This window comes from Sphingomonas bacterium (assembly GCF_903643035.1).
Lineage (GTDB): Bacteria > Pseudomonadota > Alphaproteobacteria > Sphingomonadales > Sphingomonadaceae > Sphingomonas.
Genome location: NZ_CAHJWW010000040.1, coordinates 1 through 15,794 on the forward strand (window position 1 = coordinate 1; position 15,794 = coordinate 15,794).

Here is a 15,794-nt window from a genome sequence, read left to right on the forward strand (position 1 = left end):
GACGGCGGCAGGGGCCGATCACGTGATCGACAGCGTCGCCGACCTGTGGCCGGTGCTCGAAACGATCGACGCGCGCATCGCCGCTGGCGACCGGCCGGCGTGAGGGCCACGATGGCGATGGTCGCGCGGCCGAGCGCGATCACGCGCTGGCTTGCCGCCGCGCCGCCGGCGGTCGTGGCGCTTTGGGGCGGCGGCGCGGCGTTCGCGACCTATTTCGCGATGTACGCCTATCGCAAGCCGTTCGCCGCGGCGCGCTTCGCAAACATCGCCGGCTGGCCGTTCGCCATCGACTACAAGGTCGTTCTCGTCATCGCTCAGGTCGCCGGCTACGCGCTGTCGAAGCTGATCGGCATTCGCGTCGTCTCGGCGATGCCGGCGGGGCGGCGGGCGGTCACCATTCTCGGCCTGATCGGCTTCGCCGAGGCCGCGTTGATCGTTTTCGCCGTCGCTCCGCCGCTCGCCGGCGTCGCCGCGCTGTTTGCCAATGGCCTCGCGCTCGGCCTGATCTGGGGGCTGGTCTTTGCCTTCCTCGAGGGCCGGCGGATGTCGGAAATCGCCGGCGCGATGCTATGCGCGACCTTCATCGTCGCCTCGGGCGCGGTCAAGGCGGTCGGCGCGGGCATGATCGACCGCGGCTGGACGAGCGAGGCATGGATGCCGGCGGCGACCGGTCTGCTGTTCGTGCCGCTGCTGCTCGCCGCCGTCGCCGCCCTGGCGCAGCTGCCGCCGCCCAATGCCGCCGACGTCGCCGCCCGCGCGCCCCGTGCGCCGATGACCACGGCCGAGCGCCGCCGCCTGTTTCGCGCGCATGCCGGCAGCCTGATCCTGCTCATCGCGGTGTATGTCGTTCTGACCGCGGTGCGCGATTTCCGCGATAACTTCGCCGCCGAGGTGTGGCACGAGCTCGGTTTCGCCGGCGAAGCGGGGATCTTCGCGTGGTCGGAGCTGCCCGTCGCCGCCATCGTCCTCGCCGCGCTGGGGCTGCTCGCGCGCGTCCGCGGCAACCGCGCCGGCGTGGCGTGGAACCTCGCGCTGGTTGGCGTCGGCCTCGGCGTCATGGGCCTCGCGACGGCGGCGTTCGCCCTTGCCGCGCTCGGCCCGGTCGCGTGGATGATCGCGCTCGGGGCGGGCCTGTATCTCGCCTACACGCCGTTCAACGCGCTGTTGTTCGACCGCTTGCTCGCGGCGAGCGCCGAGCGCGGCAACGCTGGGTTCTTCATCTACGTCGCCGACGCCGCCGGTTATGTCGGCAGCGTCGCCCTGCTTGGGGTGCGCAGCTTCGCCCACGTCACCCTCCACTTCACCGCGTTCCTCGCCGCGGCGGCCTATGCCGCATGCGGTTTCGGCGGCATCGCAACCGTTATCGCCGGCGTGCGCCTGCTGCGCACCCTGCCCCCTGAAAGGATCGACCTATGACCGCTTCGATCGGCCGCCGCTGGCGGTATGCGGCGCTCGCCGTCGGCTTCGCGCTGGCCGCCCCCGCCGCCGCCGCGCCGCTTCTACTCATCCCGATCGATGGTCTCCGCCCCGGCGACGTCCTCGACGCGAAGGCACGCGGCCTCGCCGTGCCCAACCTCCGCCGCTTCGTCGACCACGGGGCCTATGCCAACGGGTCGTCGGCGTTTTGCCGATGCTGACCTACCCCATCCACACCACGCTGCTAACCGGCGTCGCCCCCTGAAACACGGCATCGTCAACAACCTTACCTTCGACCCGACCGCGATCAACCAGACCGGCTGGTATTGGTACGCGAGCGACATCGGTGTCCCGACGCTGTGAAACGCGGCCCACGCCGCCGGGCGGACCGTGGCCAACGTCCGCTGGCCGGTAAGCGTCGGCGCGACCGGCATCGACTGGAATCTGCCGTAATACTGGCGCACCGGTCATGACAACGACCGCAAGGTGCTTCGCCTCCTCGCCACGCCCGGCCTCGTTGCCGACCTCGAGGCCAAGCTCGGACCATACACCCAGGGCATCGACGAAACCGTCGCCGGCGAGGTCGACCGGACGCGCTTCGCAGTCCGCCTGCTGACCGATAGGCACCCCGGCTTCGCCACCATCTACCTGACCGGCCTCGACCACGTGCAGCACGAGAGCGGCCCCGATACGCCGGCGGCCCATGCCGCGCTCGAACGGATCGAGGGCCTCGTCGGCGAGCTGGTCGCGGCGATGCCGGAAGGCGACGTCGCGGTCGTTTCCGACCACAGCTTCGCCGCGGTCGACACCGACATCAACTTGTTCGGCGCGTTCATCCAGACCGGGCTGATCACGGTCGACCAGGGCAAGGTTGTCGCGTGGCAGGCGGTGCCGTGGTTCGCCGGCGGCAGCGCCGCGGTGGTCCTGGCGCGGCGCGACGATCCGGCGCTGTCGGCGAAGGTCGCTGCGCTGCTCGCCGGCCTGCAGGCGATCCCGGCGACGCACATCACGGCGGTACTCGACCATGCCGAAGTCGTCCGCCGCGGTGCCGGCGACGCCGCCGACTGGTTCGTCGAGTTCGCCATCGGCACCGAGATGGGCCGCGATCCCGCGGCGCCGCTCGTGGCACCCTCGGCGCTCAAGGGGATGCATGGCTACGACCCGCGCGAGCCTGCGATGCGGTGGACTTCCTGCTGATGGGCCCAGACCCGTGACTGCACGGCAACCTAGACATCGTCGATATGCGGCAGATCGCGCCGACCTTAGCCCAGTTTTTGGATGCGCCGCTCCCGACTGCAGAGCTCCCGGCCTTAATACAGCCCCGCTAACCACGGCGCTACTTTTGGCCGTCAGCAACCGCATTGTCCCTTTACTACTAAGCACACGGCTACGAGGCTTATCGCCGCAGCAGCGATGACCATGAACAAATGTCGGGAAGCGGGAAGCGGCGGCGGCGCTTCGAATGACTGCAAGTGGGGTGATCCTCCTTGCCTTGACCATCGTCTGCAGCAGGCGAGCACTTAGTTAACCGCCATACACTTTGACGGCGCGTTAGCGATATCAATTACCATCTCACTAGCGCCGCGTTGCTTTAGTTACCGGTCGTCTTCGGAACGGTGCGACAGCAGAGACTAGGCCATTTGCGTGGCCGGCTTCGACGCCACGATCAGCCGCATTTCCGTTGCTAAGCCTTGACGCAGGCATTCCGCAGATGTTGGCATCCATATTTGGGGTGAGAGTATAATCCCCCGCATAGGTTGCCTCACTGCGCTGAAACCTTATGGTGCGGCCGTAGCGGGCGGGGCGGCAAATGAATCACCTAGTCATCGGCCTTGGCGGGACCGGCGGGAAGTGCATCCGCGCGCTGCGCAAGCTGATTTACACCGAGTTCCGCGCCGATGCGCCGAGCGGAGTCGACCTCGCCTTCCTCTACGTCGATTCGTCGAAGGAGATGATGGCGGCCGACGATCCGAGCTGGAAGGTGCTAGGCACCTCGGTCCAGCTGCCGGTCGGCAGCCAGCTGGTGATCACCGGCGAAGACCTCGCCGCCCGGCTCGACAACATCCAGACCTATCCCGGCTTGAAGCCGTGGCTCGGCGACCGCGCGCTGTGGAGCGAGATCCTCGGCTCGATCGTCGGCGCGGCGCTCGGCGGACAGAAGCGGCGGCTCGGCCGCTTCCTCTTCGCCAACAAGGTCGACGACTTCCGTAAACAGGTTCAGTCGCTCGTCCGCACCCTCCAGGCCAACGGCGACAACGCCATCACCTTCCACGTCGTCACCGGGCTGGCCGGCGGCACCGGCAGCGGCTCGATCATCGATGCGATCGCCCAGCTGCGCCTGCTCTACGGCGATCCCGGCCGGCACCGGATCGTGCCGTACCTGCTGCTGCCCGACCAGTTCCCGCCGCCCAACTGGGACACCGGCAACTACCACGCCAACGGCTTCGCCGCGCTGACCGAGCTTAACGCGCTGTCGACCACCGCGTACAAGCCGATCGACGTAACCAACGGCAACCGGCTCGACCTCAAGGACGCGTTCAACGGCGCCTACGTCTTCGGCAACGAGAACGAGAACGGCTATCTCGCCGACGTCGACCAGGAAATCCCCGGCATCGTCGCCGAGTTCCTGTTCCAGAAGATCGTCGTCGCCTCGAAGGTCGGCTGGCGCAGCCTCGAGCGGATGGAGAATGCCGAGAACGGCGACGGCACGCCCGAGACCGCGCCGGGAGCGCGGACCGGCGAGCGGGCGAAGCGCTTCCTCGGCTTCGGCATCAAGCGCGTCGCCATCCCCGAGGCCGAGATCAAGGAATATCTCAGCCTGAACTTCGCGCGGCAGGCGATCCAGCAACTCCGCCACAATAATTGGCAGGACACGCTCGGCTTCGTCGACGATCCCAGGAACGTCGACGTCGCCAGCCAGGTCCGCGCGCCCGACACGCTGGCCCGCTGGGGGCTATCCGACGAGCACCTGACGCTGTCGGTGCCGATCCTCGCCGCCGACGACCCGGCCAAGCGGTGGAAGTCGCTGACCGCCGAGTGGGAGGGCGTGCTGCCGACCTTCAAGGGCATGGCCCGCGAGCAGGAGGCGAGCACGTGGCTCGACGAGCTCAGCAAGTACCTGCAGGGCCGGTTCGACGACAGTTTCCGCAACGCCGGGGTCAAGGCCTTCTACCGGACCAAGGCGATGGCCAAGAAGGACATGGCGCGCGAGGTCCGCGGCCGGGTCGAGCGCGAGCTGTTCGACGACTGGAAGAACGGCGTCCGCTCGGCAACCGAGGTGGCAAAGGTGCTCGCGGCGCTCCAGGGCGCGCTGCAGGAGCGGCTGCAGGGGGTCGACGACGTCGTCTACCGCCTCCAGGCCGAGGCGGAGCAGGCGCACGAGCAGATCGCCGCCAACGCCAAGAAGTGGGCCTCGACCGGCTTCATCGGCAAGCTGATCGGCAGCCGCAACGAGATGTTCGACACCCATGGCATCTACAGCCAGGAGCTGTTCGTCCGCCTGACCCGGATCGAGGCGTGGACCTTCGGCAAGGCGTTGCTCGCCGAAATCGGGACCGAGATCGCCGATCTGAAGGCGGTGGTCGACAGCCTCGTCGCGACGATGCAGGAGGCGCTGCGCCGCGTCTCGACCGGCATCGACGAACGGCTGAAGAAGGCCGACGTCGACGTCAAGGGCCACCTCATCCGCTTCTACGATCCCGACCAGGTGCGGACGATCACCAAGCGACTGGCGACTGACGAGGCCGAGCAGCTGACCCAGACGGCCAAGGTTCGCGCCGCGCTGACGGAGGCGGTCGGCCCCAACCCGACCTTCACCACGCTCGCCGCGCGGCTCGGCCTCGGCGAGCTGATCGACCGGATCGAGGCGGTCGCCGGGAGCAACGCCGAGGTCGCCCACCAGACGATGCTGACCGACGCGCGCGACCGCATCCTCGGCGTGTCGATCATTGCCAAGCTGAAGGACCGCTACGGCAATGATCCTCAGGCGCTGCGCGGCTACGTTACCAAGCTGGTCACCGAGGCCGGCTGCTACCTGACGGTTAATCCGCTCGAGAAGAACCGCGCCGCCCCGGGCATCCCGTCGGGCGTGCAGACGCTGGTCGAGAACTACATCGTCATCCTGCCCAAGGCCCCCGAGCACGCCGCCTTCGTCACCCAGCTGCGCCAGGCGTTCAAGGACGCACAGCCGGGCAACCTCGAGTTCATCGAGGCCGACGGCAGCGACAACCAGATCACCATGATCGCGGTCAAGAACCTGTTTCCGCTGCGCTACCTCGGCGTGCTGCCGATGCTGCAGACGCGCTACGCGGCCCGCGTCGCGGCCAACCCGAAGCGCTTCGCGCTCGAGCTTCATACCGAAGGCTCGCTCGACAGCTATCCGTCGCTGTTCGCCAAGACCGGCGACGAGCTGCGGCGCGAAGCGACCGCCTACCTGATGGTGGCGCAGGCGGTCGGCGACGTGCGCGAGGCGAACGGCCGGCTGATGCTCTACAGCAAGGACGCCGACGGCTTCGACAATCCGCCGGTGCCGCTCGGCGAGAACCTGCTCGTCGCCGCCGACGCGGTCGACCACAAGATGCTCGCCGACCTCAAGCGCTCGGTCGACCAGGCGGTGACCGGGGTCGAGCGCGACACCGAGTACGAGGTGCGGGTCAAGGCTGGGCTCGAGGCGATCAAGCCGCTGGTCGGCGGCGACGTCGGCGATCCGCGCTACCAGGCGATGGTCGAGGGGGCCCGCGCCGCGTTCAAGATCATCAGGGATCAGTGACATGGCGGCAGGCGAACGCACCGGCAAGTGCATCAATATCGGCAACTGCTCGTTGGCCGACAAGCGCGAGGTGATCGTCACCAAGCCGGGCACCGACTTCGTCTGCCCCGAGTGCGGCAAAGCGCTGCTCGCGCTTCCGGCGGTACCGGGGGGCGGCGGCGGCAACCGGCGGACGGCGATCATCGCTGGAGCGCTGGCGCTGCTTGTCCTTCTCGCCGCCGGCCTGTGGTTCGGCCTGCACGGCCGCAAGATGGCGAGCGGCGGCGCGGGCGATAGCACGATCGCCGCCGTGCCCGACGGCGTCGAGCCCGTGCTCCGTCTCGGCGGCTCGAACACGATTGGGGCCAAGCTAGCGCCGGCGCTGGTCGCCGGCTACTTCAAGTCGCTCGGCTGCGCCGACCCGGTCACGTCGTCGCCGGCGGCCGAGGAGTCAGTCGTCCGCTGCGAGACCGGCGGCAAGACGCTGGTCGCGACGATCGCCGCGCACGGCTCGGCGACGGCGTTCAAGGGGCTGGCCGACGCCTCGCTCGACATCGGCATGGCCTCGCGCAAGATCAAAGCCGACGAGACCACGTCGCTGGCCAAGCTTGGCGATATGACCGCGCCGTCGAACGAGCACGTTCTCGGCCTCGACGGCATCGCCGTCATTGTCCACCCGGGCAACCGCATTGCGTCGCTGACCATCGACCAAGTCGGGGCGATTTTCACCGGCGTCATCACCGATTTCGCCAAGGCAGGCGGCGCGGCCGGCCCCATCAAGGTGCTGGCGCGCGACGACAAGTCGGGCACCTACGACACTTTCAAGTCGCTTGTGCTGGGCAAAACGCCGCTGGTCGACGGAGCCAAGCGTTTCGAGGACAGCGCCGCGCTGTCGACCGAGGTGGCCAACGACCCGGCCGCGATCGGCTTCGTCGGGCTGGCGACGATTGGCGGGGCCAAGGCGGTCGCCGTCGGCCCGGCGAGCGGCGTTTCACTTATCCCCAATCGCATGACGGTGGCGACCGAGGACTATATTCTGTCGCGCCGCCTTTACCTCTACGTTGCTGCGTCGAGCACCAAGCCCGACGTCGCCAGGTTCCTTCAGTTCGCCAACTCTCCTGAGGGGCAAAAACTGGTCGAGGCGGCGGGCTTCGTCCCGCTGACGATCCGTCAGGAAAAGTCCGCCGCGCCGAGCGGAGCCCCGTCGGGGTATGACACGCTGGTCGCCAAAGCGCTTCGCCTGTCAGTCAACTTCCGCTTCCGAACGGGCTCGGCCGACCTGGATAACCGCGCCCTCGCCGATCTCGATCGCGTCACCGAATTCCTAGCCTCGTCGTCGGTCCAGCCCGATCGCCTGATGCTTCTCGGCTTCGCCGACAGCCGCGGCGGCGAGGCCATGAATCAGAAGTTGTCCGAAGGCAGGGCGCAGACGGTCGCTGCCGCGCTCGCTCAGCGCGGGGTCAAGGCCGGCGTCGTCCGCGGCTTCGGCACAGCCATCCCCATCGCCGACAACAACACGCCTGAAGGGCAGGAGAAGAACCGTCGCGTTGAGGTATGGGTTGCCCGCTAAGTAGGCGAGCAGGCTCACCATAAGCTAAGTACCTGCCGGCGAGGGCGATGACGAATGTTTGGATGCTACTAGATCGAGACCCCTCAAACGGACGTTCAGCGAGGCTCTGCGGCGACCCGGAACCGGCCGCTTGTTCATCTCGCTGGCTTGGCCGAATTCGGACGGGTCAAGGCGCGCAGCTGCGGCGCCATGGATGATAAGGAGATGTCAGCTATCGGGCAATCGGATGCCGATAGCGAACATCGAAAATCGCTGTTCTCGCTAAGCATCGGGATAATTGATCTTCCCTATCCTGTAGACGAAGTGCACGTCCCTCACTTCGAACCGCTGCCGCTGAACTAGGCGTCGGACAGTTGGTTAATGACAGCAGATCAGGCGGAGGAAGGTCATGGGCTCAGCGGTCGTCCTCGGTGGCGGGATCGCCGGACTGGCAGCAGGCTTGTCCTTGTCTCAGGCCGGCTGGCGAACCTGGGTCGTCGAGCGTGCCTCACAATTGGAGGCCGCCGGCGCGGCGCTTAGCCTATGGCCCAATGCCGTCGCCGGTCTGGCGCGGCTCGGCGTCCTCGATGAGGTCAAGCGTCGCGGCATGCCGTTCCGGACGATGCTGGTGGCGGACCGGCGCGAGCGCCCGATCCTTCCCGCCAGGCGGGTCGACGGCGAGGCGTTGATGGTGACCCGGAGCGACCTCCAGGAAGCGCTGACAAAGGCCTTGCCGGATGGCGTGCTCATGCTCGGACGGACAGTGGACCGCGTCGACATCGAGGGTGGTGTCTCGCTACAGTTCGCCGACGGCGCGACCAAGACCGCCGACATCGTCGTCGACGGCGGCGGCCTGCGCTCGGTCGCAGCCGACGCCAGCGGCGTCTCTTGCGGTGGGTAAGGCGGCGTAGTGGCGCTGTCCGATCCGGTCCGCGACGACAGAGCTGACGATGCAGCGGTAGAGTACTAGGGCTGGCGAGAGAGGTTCGGCCTGTTCGTTCTTCCCGTCGACCGGCGGTATTGGTTCCTTATGCGCGATCAGTCCGCCGATACCCTCACGCCGTCGCGCGACGAAATCCTCGTTCGGGCTGCACGCTTCGCGCCGGCCGTCGGCTGCGCCGTCGCCGCGACGCCGGCCGAGAGGCTTATCCCGTTTGTGATTTACGCCCGCAAACCGCCGCAGTCGCTTGGGTCTGGACGGCTGATCCGGGTTGGCGACGCCGCGCACGCGATGGGGCCGAACCTCGGTCAGGGGACTTGCCAAGCGATCGAGGATGCAGTGGCCCTCGGCGCGGTCGCTGCCACTAGCCCTGTCGAGGACATCCTCGCTTCGTACGAGCGTCTGCGGCTGAAGCTCGTCGCTGGCATCGTCCGTCGCGCCGCCGAGGGGCGGCATGGCGCGCACGGGCCACTGGCGGTCCAATGGGCAATGCGCTCGCTGCTCCGTCTGATGCCGGCAGGAATCAGCGACCGACTGGCACGCTCGATACAGACGATGCCGGCCTACGCCGATTGACCGGCTTTTCGACGCCGACGCTAGTCAAGCTCTTCGAGCCGACAATCGAGATGCGGTACCCCTCCTCTGCCACAACCCAGTCGCGTGAACGAGCGTCTGCATGCAACGAGCAGTACAAAGGCGTTCAATGACCGATTTTGGGGTCCAATGCGCATACAAGTTGAAAGAGGCTGCAATGATGAAACACTGAGACGACCATTCGCCCGTTCGCTACGTCGGCAATAGTGAACGCGCTGGCCTGCTCGGACGGACCGGTTACGCCCCATTTTTTCAAAGACCGACAGCGCGTGAAAGTGGCGCGGCCATCATGAAGGCATGTCGACCGCCTGCTTGCCCGCGACCGAATAGATGTCGATGGAGCGGCCAACGATTTTCAATGCTGCTGCCTCTTTCATTACGGCCTGAAACTCGTCGCTGGCGCCGTGGGCATCCAGGGCCGCCTGATCCCGCCAGCCTTCGATCAGACGAAAGGTGGCCGGGTCGCTGGCATCTCGAGCGACGTCAAGAAAGCTGCAGCCATCACGCGCTTTTGCCATCGTCGCCATTCGCAGAGCAAGTGACTGGAACGCGTCCACATCGTCGGTAGCAAGTCGGTAGATCGTATATCCGAGTAGGCCAGGTGTGTCAGTCATGTCGGATTCCTTGGATGCCAAGAATGATCTTTGCCGTGGGTTCTGGTCGGATCGGGTCATTGGGTATTGCCGTCTCCGTTTCGGCCGAGTCCGTACAAGCGACCGTAAGCGGCGGCGGGGAAAGCGACTGTAACCGGCATCAAGGTATATAAATTTAGCTGCGCCATCCGAAGTCTACTCTGAGGACTTTGACAATGGATCGCGTGCCGGTCTGCTGCCGCCGTTACCAAGGAATCGGCTGGCCGTCCCACCGCGTGAAGGTGTTCGTCGGGTCATTCGGACCGTATCGCGCGACGCGCACCACCTCGCGCGCGCCGTCCTCCAGCGTCTCGATACCCTGATGATTATTCAGTGCGGTGTTGGTGAATCCCGGCGAGACCAGGTTGATCTTGATGCCGTCGTTCTCATGCTCGACCATCATCGACAGGGCGATGATGCTCATGGCCGTCTTGGAGCCGGCATAGGCCGGGCTGTACATCTTGCGATGCGGGAAGGCGGGATCGGCGTTGAGCGTCAGCGACCCCGCGCCGCTCCCGACATTGACGATGCGAGCATCCGCGGAGAGCCGCAGCAGCGGCAGCATGGCCTGGTAGACGGCCAGCGGCCCGAAGACATTGGTTTCCCAAACGGCCCGCACCTCGTCGAGCGAGACGTTGCTGGCGGCGTAGTGCGCCATGTAGTCCTCGAGCGCGATGTTGTTTCGCGTGGAGCGCGAGATCGCCGCGTTGTTCACCAGCAGGTCGAGCCGCCCGAACTCGGAACGAACGCGCTCGGCCGCGATGGCGATCGAAGCAGCGTCCGTTACGTCGAGCTGCAACGGCACCGCACGCTCGCCGATCTCGGCTGCCGCGACCTCTCCCTTGGTGCGGTCGCGCGCGCCGACGAGGACGGTTACGCCATCGGCCGCGAGCTCCTTCGCAACCTGAAATCCAACGCCTTGGTTGGCACCCGTGATGAGCGCGATCCGTTTGTGATCCATCAGGTACCCGCTAGTGTTTCGGAACTGGTCCACTAAATACGGAGTGTGTTCCGGTTATGCAAGGTGATCGATGATCGTTTCCGTCGATCGCAGGAACAGGAGATCGGTCGCGGACCCACGCCCGGTTCGTGCGGATGCCCAGCGCAACCTTTTGACGCTTCTTCAAGCGGCAAAGGAGGTGTTCGCTGAGGCGGGGACTGAAGCGCCCGTGCGCGTGATCGCCGAACGCGCCGGCGTCGGCGTTGGCACGGTCTATCGGCACTTTCCCACGCGAGCCGATCTCGTCGCAGCCGTGTTCGCTCGAGAAATCGACACCTGCGCGGACGACGCGGACCGCATTGCGGCAGAACACACCGCGTTCGAGGCTTTGCGGTTGTGGGTGGGAGTATTTGTCACGCTGGCGTCAATCAAGCGTGGGCTCGCGCGAGCGCTGCAGTCCGGCGACCCCGCCTTCGACGTCATTCCCGCCAAGCGCGAGCAGCGGCTCTTTCCGGCTTTTCGAAAGCTGTTCGAAGCTGCAGTCTCCGCGGGCGAAATCCATACCGACGTGAGCCCGGACGACGTCCTAAACGCGGTGGCGACCCTGTGCATGACGGCCAGACCCGACCAGACGGACCGGGCGCTCAATTTGGTCATGCTTTTAGTCGACGGCCTTCGGTGCCGGGCCGACAGGTAGCCGAAAGCTGCCCTATTGCTCGCGCCGAACCGCCGCCAGACGCGCCGCAACGGGATGAATGGGTGTCCGCTTCAGGGCGGCGGACAAATGTCTCTGAATGGCGGCTTCTGGGGTGAATGGCCGCGACCCGGCCAAGCATTAAATTTCAGTTACGATCAATATCAGCTCTATAGGGAGCGGGAAACGGATCTGTTTGGCACTTGCCACTAGATATACTCGTCTTCAGTGCTGCGCATTGGGCTAAGCCGCAATCCAGCGGTCGAGCTTATCTTCTAGTACTGGCATTGGTAAAGCCCCGGTGTCGAACACCCGCGCGTGGAAGCGGCGGAGATCAAATGCCGACCCCAGCGCCGCCTCTGCCTTCGTCTTCTCCCGCAAAATCGTAAGCTGACCGATCTTGTACGCGAGCGCTTGGCCACCAGCTTCGGTGCGGACAGGTACCGTTCCATCTTTCGGGCTCGGTTACGCTTGACTGACAGGCACGGGTTGCTGCCCTCTATCCGATAGCCTCATGCTTCCGCCTTCGTCATCATCGCGCTGAGCATGGCCATGCAGCGGTTGGCACCGCCCGGCCCGCTGCGCTGGGTGACACGAGTGAACCATCGGGTCACCCGGGGGACGTCGATCGCGTCGATCGACGTATCAAATGCCCGGTCCAAGTAGAGCCGCCTATACGCCTCGTTCGCTTGCCGGGTCGACGGCTTCCAAATCGACGAGCAGATGCGCCAATATTCTTCGAGGAAGGGCTGCCAATCTGGCGCGGCGCGCAGGCGCTTTCGCGCCGCCGCCGGATCGTCGCCGACCAGCGCCTGCGCGAGAACGCGCCGCGCGACCGCGATCGTTTGCGCCTCGCTGATCACGCTCGCCGGTCCGATCGTCACCGTTCGCTGGCGCCCGCCCATCACGGCTTGCGCGATATAGACCCTGCGGCCGCTGGCGTAGATGTGAACGCCAATGCCGCGCTCGTGCGGCAGCCACACCGTCTCGCGCGGCCGACCCCGCTCGCCAGCCGGTTGGGTGGCGCCGATCTCTGACAAAGCTTCGCCAATCACCGTCCGAAGAGGAGGCGCGGTCACAGATCAAGTCCAAGGCACTCGGTTAGCGAACCCGAGACACGCCGGGCGGCATCGGCGATGATGTCGTCAGCGAGGTGCGCGTAGCGCCGTCGATTCTCACACGGCGTGGCCGAAGAGCCGACCGATCGTTGCCAGCGGCACTCCGATCATGATCGCAGTCGAAGCGAAGCTGTGGCGCAGATCGTGAAGCCGGACATCGGGCAGCGCGCATTGCCGGCGAAGGCGCGTCCAGAAGTTGCCGAGCCGTAGTGGCAGTAAACTTCGATCGGGAAACACCAGCTCCGTGTCTGGATGTCGGGACAGGCCGTCGAGCACTGCGCGTGCAGGAGCGTTGAGGTAGACGACCTTTGCGCCCCCTTTGTTGTCCGGCAGCGCAAGGTGATCCGGCTTTACCCAACTCCACTCGAGGGTCTCGATCTCTCCCCGTCTCGCACCGGTAAACAGCAGCAGGCGGATAGCCGCGATCTCCGCCGGATGGTCTGCCTCCGCCATGTCGAGCGTTCGCCCCAAACAGTGGTACTCGGCCGGCGCGAGAAAGCGCTCGGGTAAGATGCGCTTGTAGCGTTGGGTGCCGCGGCAAGGATTGCTGCCGTGGCGGCGGTAGCCGAGCTGCTCGGCATACCGCAACATGACCGACAGGATCAACACGATGCGTTTGAACGCTCCTTCGCGCGAGCCGGCGTAGCTGTCGCGCCACCGGCTGACGTCGGCACGCGAGACCTCAGCGACGCCGAGCGCGCCGAACGTCGGTAGTAGCTCTCGGCGTATGTAGTCGGCGTGTGTCCGGCGCGTCGCCGGCTTCCAGTGATGGGCGTAGTCTCGCGTGAGCTCGGCAGCGAACGATGCGAAGGTAATCGTCTCGGCCTGCCTCGGCACTGTCGGCAGTCCATCGAGCGCTGCCGCCGCCAGAGCGGCCCGCGCAGCCTTCCGCGCCTCGGCCGTCCCGATCCTGTCGGCACGTCCTAGCGTTAGCCGCGCTCGCCTCCCGCGGCGATGCACGTTGACGAATCAGGTGCCGACGCCCCGGCTCTTGCGCACTCGCGATCCGAAGCCCGGCAAGGCGCTGTCTCGAAAAACGTGCTCGCGATCCGACGCTGGAAAGTGTCGTCGCGCCAGATTACCATTCAGCTCGGCGATGAACCGGTGCCAGGATCGGTAATCGACGTATCGCGTAGCGGCGAAGCTGCGCCGAACGTATCGATTAGGGGAGCGTGCTGGCCACCTCGACACGCTTCCGTATAGGCATCCCCGCAGATTTCGACCTGCGCAGGTCTTTGTTCTGATTGGTCTTTTCGCCCCTACGCCCCGAAAGGCAGCATACAATGCAGCATCCGCTACTGAGCAATGCAGCCTCAAAAAAGCGCTGTTCTACACGTCCCAATCCGGGTTAGCCTCGTCGCCGATCAGCGGGCGACCGCGCGCTCGTTCTCATCGTCAGTACCGCAGCCGACTCCCGCGGCTCTTTCACGCCCAATCCTAACCGCTAAATTTACAAGTTACGTCGCGGGCGTAACCCTCGTGTGACCTCGCCTCGACGAAGCCCGAAAAAGCACGTCGCGGTGTCAACTTCGCTTAGTTGTTCATTTTCGCGGCCGGGTCGGCGTGCTTATGCCGCAAGTTTCTGCCGCTTGGTCAGCTTCTTGACGATCATATCGCGCTTCAGCTTCGACAGGTGGTCGTAGAACAGGATACCGTCGAGGTGGTCCATCTCGTGCTGGAGGCACGTCGCGAGGAGACCATCCATCTCCTCCTCGCGCGCCGCGCCGTCGTAGTCGAGCCACCGCGCGCGGATGCGCAGCGGCCGGATAACGTCGCCGAACAGCTCGGGGACCGATAGGCAACCCTCGTTGTAGGCACCGACTTCGTCCGACGCCCAGACGATCTCGGGGTCGACGAAGTAGCGTGGCTCGCGGACCTCGATTGGCTCCGCCCCCTCCTCGACCGGCTCGGCGCGACGCTGGAGATCGATGACCAGCACCCGCTTGGGCACGTCGACCTGGATCGCGGCGAGGCCGATGCCCGGCGCGGCGTACATCGTCGCCAGCATGTCGTCCATCAGGCGGCGGAGGCCGTCGTCGACCGCCGCGACGGTCGCGGAGATGCGGCGCAGCGACGGGTCGGGAGCCTCGATGATCGGCATGATGGTCATCACCGAGATGTAGGTTTTCGGGCATGGAGGGTCAACGTACCGGACGCCGCGCACGGAGCGCCTGGGCCAGCGTCCCCTCGTCGAGATAGTCGAGCTCGCCCCCGACCGGCATCCCATGGGCGAGCTGGGTCACCCGGACCGGCAGCGCCGCCAGCCGGTCGGCGACATAGTGCATCGTCGTCTGCCCCTCGAGGGTGACGTTCATCGCAAGGACGACCTCGTCGATCCCGCCCGCCGCGACGCGCCCGACGAGCGCGTCGATGCTGAGGTCCTCCGGGCGCACCCCGTCGAGCGCCGACAGCCGGCCGCCGAGGACATGGTAGCGCCCGGGGAACAGCCGGGCGCGGTCGAGCGCCCACAGGTCGGCGACCTCCTCGACGACGCACAGGCTGGCGGCGTCGCGGCGATGGTCCGTGCAGATCGCACACGGGCTCGCGGTATCGACGTTGCCGCATACAGCGCACGTCGCCAGCCGCGCCTCGACCGTCCGCAATGCGGCGATCAGCGGGGCGAGCGCCGTCTCACGACGCTTGAGGAGGTGGAGGACCGCGCGCCGCGCCGACCGCGGGCCGAGCCCCGGCAGGCGGGCGAGCGCCTGGGTCAGGGCATCGATCTCTGGGGAGGCCATCGCCGACCGATATGGCGGCGGCGGCGCGCGGCGGCAAGCCGGGGTCCGGCGCTGGACCGGCAGGCGAGGCGGCGGCAGAAGGCGGCGATGCCGCTCCGCTGCCTCGACGATGCCGGCCGCAGCCTCGACGCCTCGCTGCTCACCCCGGCCGAGTGGGCGGCGCTGACCGCGACCAACCGCCATGTCCGCCATCTGCGCATGGCGTGCTGCCCGGCCGCGGTCGTCCTCAAGACATCGCGGCTCGGCACGCGCTTCTTCGCTCACCGTAGCCTCGGCGGCTGCGCCTCGGGCGACGAAACACCCGAGCACCTGTTCCTCAAGACCGAGGCGATCGCCGCCGCGCGTGCCGCCGGGTGGACCGCCGAGGCCGAGGTCGCCGGGACGACGCCGGCCGGCGAACCGTGGCGCGCCGCCGTGCTCGCGACC

At 66.6% G+C, this 15,794-nt stretch carries 16 protein-coding genes and 1 pseudogene; 10 read left to right on the forward strand and 7 right to left on the reverse strand.

Annotation, left to right across the window (positions count from 1 at the left end; translation table 11 throughout):
* Nucleotides 1-99: 99 nt before the first annotated feature.
* From HUV01_RS04330 to HUV01_RS04360, 8 genes are all read left to right on the forward strand, one after another.
* Nucleotides 100-1,416: a DUF5690 family protein gene (locus HUV01_RS04330; protein WP_217430905.1), complete on the forward strand. Its 1,317-nt coding sequence runs from the start codon at nt 100-102 to the stop codon at nt 1,414-1,416.
* Nucleotides 1,413-1,637 (forward strand): hypothetical protein, encoded by a 225-nt coding sequence (locus HUV01_RS15080; RefSeq protein ID WP_254606374.1) that lies wholly within the window; start codon nt 1,413-1,415, stop codon nt 1,635-1,637. Before HUV01_RS04330 ends, HUV01_RS15080 begins: the two co-directional genes overlap by 4 nt.
* Nucleotides 1,638-1,902: 265 nt before the next feature.
* Nucleotides 1,903-2,613 (forward strand): alkaline phosphatase family protein, encoded by a 711-nt coding sequence (locus HUV01_RS15085; protein ID WP_254606375.1) that lies wholly within the window; start codon nt 1,903-1,905, stop codon nt 2,611-2,613.
* Nucleotides 2,614-3,226: 613 nt separating this feature from the next.
* Nucleotides 3,227-6,184 carry a tubulin-like doman-containing protein gene (locus tag HUV01_RS04340; protein ID WP_174297086.1) on the forward strand — a complete coding sequence of 986 codons (2,958 nt, stop codon included), beginning with the start codon at nt 3,227-3,229 and terminating at the stop codon, nt 6,182-6,184.
* A 1-nt stretch (nt 6,185) separates the two neighbouring features.
* Nucleotides 6,186-7,733, forward strand: coding sequence for a substrate-binding domain-containing protein (locus HUV01_RS04345; RefSeq protein ID WP_174297087.1), 1,548 nt, complete (start codon nt 6,186-6,188; stop codon nt 7,731-7,733).
* A 147-nt stretch (nt 7,734-7,880) separates the two neighbouring features.
* A complete protein-coding gene (locus tag HUV01_RS04350) occupies nt 7,881-8,075 on the forward strand; it encodes a hypothetical protein (protein ID WP_217430906.1) in 195 nt (64 codons plus the stop codon).
* A 46-nt stretch (nt 8,076-8,121) separates the two neighbouring features.
* The gene (locus tag HUV01_RS04355; RefSeq protein WP_174297089.1) at nt 8,122-8,613 is read left to right on the forward strand and encodes an FAD-dependent oxidoreductase; all 492 of its coding nucleotides are present in this window, start codon (nt 8,122-8,124) and stop codon (nt 8,611-8,613) included.
* 129 nt (nt 8,614-8,742) lie between these two features.
* Complete coding sequence (locus HUV01_RS04360) at nt 8,743-9,228, forward strand: FAD-dependent monooxygenase (protein ID WP_174297090.1); 486 nt, start codon at nt 8,743-8,745, stop codon at nt 9,226-9,228.
* Nucleotides 9,229-9,533: 305 nt separating this feature from the next.
* On the opposite strand, the gene HUV01_RS04365 is transcribed toward HUV01_RS04360, so the two are convergent.
* Together HUV01_RS04365 and HUV01_RS04370 are read right to left on the reverse strand one after the other, a co-directional pair.
* Complete coding sequence (locus HUV01_RS04365) at nt 9,534-9,860, reverse strand: putative quinol monooxygenase (protein WP_174297091.1); 327 nt, start codon at nt 9,858-9,860, stop codon at nt 9,534-9,536.
* Between the two features lie 223 nt (nt 9,861-10,083).
* Entirely contained in the window at nt 10,084-10,839 is a 756-nt protein-coding gene (locus HUV01_RS04370; protein WP_174297092.1) for an SDR family NAD(P)-dependent oxidoreductase, read from the reverse strand.
* 70 nt (nt 10,840-10,909) lie between these two features.
* Between HUV01_RS04370 and HUV01_RS04375 the strand changes: the two genes are divergently transcribed.
* Entirely contained in the window at nt 10,910-11,515 is a 606-nt protein-coding gene (locus tag HUV01_RS04375) for a TetR/AcrR family transcriptional regulator (protein ID WP_174297093.1), read from the forward strand.
* A 240-nt stretch (nt 11,516-11,755) separates the two neighbouring features.
* Here HUV01_RS04375 and HUV01_RS04380 read toward each other — a convergent pair.
* The 5 genes and pseudogenes from HUV01_RS04380 to recR all read right to left on the reverse strand — a co-directional run.
* Nucleotides 11,756-11,932: pseudogene (locus tag HUV01_RS04380) on the reverse strand (DUF885 family protein); the annotation flags it as partial.
* 92 nt (nt 11,933-12,024) lie between these two features.
* On the reverse strand, nt 12,025-12,591 hold the full coding sequence (locus HUV01_RS04385; protein ID WP_174297094.1) for an integrase arm-type DNA-binding domain-containing protein: 567 nt from the start codon (nt 12,589-12,591) through the stop codon (nt 12,025-12,027).
* A 96-nt stretch (nt 12,592-12,687) separates the two neighbouring features.
* Nucleotides 12,688-13,467 (reverse strand): tyrosine-type recombinase/integrase, encoded by a 780-nt coding sequence (locus HUV01_RS04390; RefSeq protein WP_254606376.1) that lies wholly within the window; start codon nt 13,465-13,467, stop codon nt 12,688-12,690.
* 730 nt (nt 13,468-14,197) lie between these two features.
* Nucleotides 14,198-14,740, reverse strand: a complete 543-nt coding sequence (gene def, locus HUV01_RS04395; RefSeq protein WP_174297095.1) for a peptide deformylase — start codon at nt 14,738-14,740, stop codon at nt 14,198-14,200.
* Nucleotides 14,741-14,771: 31 nt separating this feature from the next.
* Complete coding sequence (gene recR / locus HUV01_RS04400; protein WP_174297096.1) at nt 14,772-15,368, reverse strand: recombination mediator RecR; 597 nt, start codon at nt 15,366-15,368, stop codon at nt 14,772-14,774.
* An 87-nt stretch (nt 15,369-15,455) separates the two neighbouring features.
* Here recR and HUV01_RS04405 point away from each other — a divergent pair.
* Nucleotides 15,456-15,794 (forward strand): hypothetical protein (locus tag HUV01_RS04405; RefSeq protein ID WP_438827144.1); only part of this gene is annotated, 339 nt, incomplete at its 3' end.

Coding starts and splice junctions, on each gene's coding strand:
- HUV01_RS15080 (WP_254606374.1), top strand. CDS start 1,413: ATGACCGCTTCGATCGGCCGCCGCTGGCGGTATGCGGCGCTCGCCGTC.
- HUV01_RS04340 (WP_174297086.1), top strand. CDS start 3,227: ATGAATCACCTAGTCATCGGCCTTGGCGGGACCGGCGGGAAGTGCATC.
- HUV01_RS04345 (WP_174297087.1), top strand. CDS start 6,186: ATGGCGGCAGGCGAACGCACCGGCAAGTGCATCAATATCGGCAACTGC.
- HUV01_RS04355 (WP_174297089.1), top strand. CDS start 8,122: ATGGGCTCAGCGGTCGTCCTCGGTGGCGGGATCGCCGGACTGGCAGCA.
- HUV01_RS04360 (WP_174297090.1), top strand. CDS start 8,743: ATGCGCGATCAGTCCGCCGATACCCTCACGCCGTCGCGCGACGAAATC.
- HUV01_RS04365 (WP_174297091.1), bottom strand. CDS start 9,860: ATGACTGACACACCTGGCCTACTCGGATATACGATCTACCGACTTGCT.
- HUV01_RS04370 (WP_174297092.1), bottom strand. CDS start 10,839: ATGGATCACAAACGGATCGCGCTCATCACGGGTGCCAACCAAGGCGTT.
- HUV01_RS04375 (WP_174297093.1), top strand. CDS start 10,910: ATGATCGTTTCCGTCGATCGCAGGAACAGGAGATCGGTCGCGGACCCA.
- def (WP_174297095.1), bottom strand. CDS start 14,740: ATGACCATCATGCCGATCATCGAGGCTCCCGACCCGTCGCTGCGCCGC.
- recR (WP_174297096.1), bottom strand. CDS start 15,368: ATGGCCTCCCCAGAGATCGATGCCCTGACCCAGGCGCTCGCCCGCCTG.